Annotated in this window: 2 protein-coding genes; both read left to right on the top strand. The window is 40.2% G+C overall.

Going from position 1 to position 2,803, the window contains the following annotated elements; genetic code table 11:
* Positions 1-179 precede the first annotated feature (179 nt).
* On the top strand, positions 180-899 hold the full coding sequence (locus M1L23_RS12880; RefSeq protein WP_252627846.1) for a DUF6794 domain-containing protein: 720 nt from the start codon (positions 180-182) through the stop codon (positions 897-899).
* Positions 900-1,009: 110 nt separating this feature from the next.
* The gene (locus M1L23_RS12885) at positions 1,010-2,620 is read left to right on the top strand and encodes an AAA family ATPase (RefSeq protein WP_252627847.1); all 1,611 of its coding nucleotides are present in this window, start codon (positions 1,010-1,012) and stop codon (positions 2,618-2,620) included.
* Positions 2,621-2,803: the final 183 nt, after the last annotated feature.

The raw sequence follows: 2,803 nt of genomic DNA on the forward strand, positions 1-2,803 counted from the left end.
CCCTCACGGTTTAGCTCTTGCCATTCGCTAGTAGTTAACGTTTAATAACCTATACGTTATATAAACGGTGACTTTCCTACAGAGGACTTTCACCTCATTAGTTCATGCCCATGCTGGGCGTACACAAGTCAATGCAGCCGACCGCTAACGCGTCGGCTGATTGAAGCGTTAGGAATACTATGAAGCACATATCAATAATCTTACTCTCGCTATATTTGGTAGCTTGTACTGGTAATTCCTTGAAGAATAGTACGTCAAATGAAAGCTGGCCAAAGACAGTGGAAGAGGCGGTAGCCGTTTTGAAAACTGAATGGTTGTCTAAAGAAGATATTGAATGGATCAGAAATAACCCGAAAGAAAATGTAACTGCACAGTTGCACCTTCCTTTTGGTACTGGAGTTCGAAACGAGTTTGGCCTGTGGGGGCACAATACTGAACTGCTGCAGTCATGTGGTAATGACCATGCTGAGGCATGCTCCGGTATAATTTTTGACGCTCTATGGGAATCAATAAGAGCCGAAACCCCAATAGAGGTAGCCGCTGCTATGGATTGTCAGTTTTCACTGACAAATGAAATAGTCATTGATCCCACCGGTTTCTATAAAATGAAAATCGGAGAAGTCATTACAAATCTCCAAGCTCAAGTTGATTCACAGCTATCAAAATTTAAGAATTCCTGTGCCAGCACATTGCAACTAGTTCCAGTAGGAGACCCCGACAAAGAATGTTGGGTCAGGTACGAATTCGAAGATTCATCAAGCTTGAATATGTTTCTAAATTGGTTCTCCTGGCGTAATGGGTTTTTGGTAGGCAGTAAGCCTCCAGCTATTGAATTACAATTTAAAGAGCGTTGTTCGTGGCCAGAGCGACCAAAGTATTTTGAGCCAAAAAATTCCTAACAAAGCCAGCCAGAGGGACCAAAAAACCGCCGCTTCGCTCTGGTTTTTCGGCCCCTGCTGGCGGCGTTAGCGACCAAAACTAGCCCATCGTTGTAGAGATAGAGAGACTAATGAGAATTAAAAAGCTGCAATTAAAGAATGGCTACAAAAGATTCTTTGAATTGACAATTGACTTAGGCGAAGAGCCAAAACGCATTGTAGCTTTGGTTGGCCCTAATGGATGTGGGAAAAGTAGTGTTCTAGACGGAATGCTTTTCCATAACAACGCACATAATCACATTGGAGATAAAGGCCAAAAGAATCATGAATATCACTCAATGAATCAGACGCCAAATTACAATTATCAAAATGTTGATATTGAGTTTACCGAAGGACGGTATCAGAAAATACGAGAAGAAAGAGCTAAAATCGGAACAGAAAATACTATCTTCTCGTTTCGCAGTCCCTATAGATACAATAGTAATTTAAAAGTTACTCAGTCAAAGGCAACAAAAGAAATCAGGTTAAATAGTTATGGAGCCTCATCTGCATCTGATCTAGACGATAAGATGGAAGAGAATTATCGCCGCCTATATATAAAATTTAATAAATACTTACATGATACTGACTGCAAGCCTAGCGAGGCTAAGGCAAAAATTATTGGTGATTTAAACGCGTCTATATCTAAGTGTCTGGATTTAGAAATATCTAGCATTGGCGATATTGAAGCCTCAGAAGGCACCCTTTACTTTCAAAAGAAAGATCATCCGAATAAGTTTGAATTTAATGTACTTTCATCGGGTGAGAAGGAGGTCGTCGATATCCTTCTGGATTTATATCTCAGAAAAGATGAATACTGCGAAACAGTATTTTTATTGGATGAGCCAGAACTTCATATTAATACTTCAATTCAAAAAAACCTCCTAATTGAGATTGATCGCTTGGTGGGAGATGATTGTCAAATATGGATAACCACGCACAGCATTGGCTTCCTAAGAACACTCCAGGAAGAGTTAAAAGAAGACTGCCAGGTTATTCACTTTAAGAGCGAATATGAACTAGCATCAAAGCCATATACTCTGACTCCAATGAAGAGTTCAAAGGCTAGCTGGAAAGAAATTTTTTCTATCGCACTTGACGACTTGGCTAACTTAGTTTGTCCAAAGCGTATCGTTTATTGTGAGGGTCGAGATAGCCCAGGCAGAAATGGAGCGGAGAGAGGATTGGATGCAAACGTATTTAATAACGTTTTCTCTGACAGTTATCATGATACCCTTTTTGTTTCAAGCGGTGGAAATACCGAGCTTGATCAAAGAAGCGATATTGCTATTGCGATACTGAGTAAGGTTTTTTCGGAGCTAGAAATATTCGTTTTGAAAGACAGGGATATGGCATCTGGTAGAGATACTACTGAAAATGATCGGCAAATTTATCTTCAAAATAATCCCCAAAACCATCGGGTTTTAAAAAGATGGGAAATCGAAAATTATCTATATGACAAAGAAGTATTAATGAATTATTGCTCAAAAAACGAGCTGGCATTTGATGAGGCGTCGTATGATCAATTTGTTACTGACATAATAAATCAAAATCTTAAGGATGCTACGGGTAGAATTAAGAATTTCTGTAATATCACATCCAGCGTTAACGCAGAAAAATTTAAGCTCACGCTTTCGGAGTATATTACTGACGATATGGAGGTTTATCAGGAGCTGGTTTCATGTATATTCGAACGTGGATAGAAAATTCGCTAACAAATCAAAGCACTCGGACGCAGCAAAGCTGCGCCGGTGTTTGAGGCGTTATGTGTATTGAGGTATGGAGAGTGAGAGAGTGCCGTGGCATTGAGCGAGATTGAAATCAAACGGATCGAACGTGCGGTTTCCGGTTTTATGGACCGTAAGCGGCCACCGCCGCATATTCGG

The organism is Aliidiomarina quisquiliarum, from assembly GCF_023922585.1.
GTDB lineage: Bacteria > Pseudomonadota > Gammaproteobacteria > Enterobacterales > Alteromonadaceae > Aliidiomarina > Aliidiomarina quisquiliarum.

What these genes read in the sequence shown, in the direction of transcription:
- M1L23_RS12885 (WP_252627847.1), top strand. Translation starts at nt 1,010, where the DNA reads ATGAGAATTAAAAAGCTGCAATTAAAGAATGGCTACAAAAGATTCTTT.
- M1L23_RS12880 (WP_252627846.1), top strand. Translation starts at nt 180, where the DNA reads ATGAAGCACATATCAATAATCTTACTCTCGCTATATTTGGTAGCTTGT.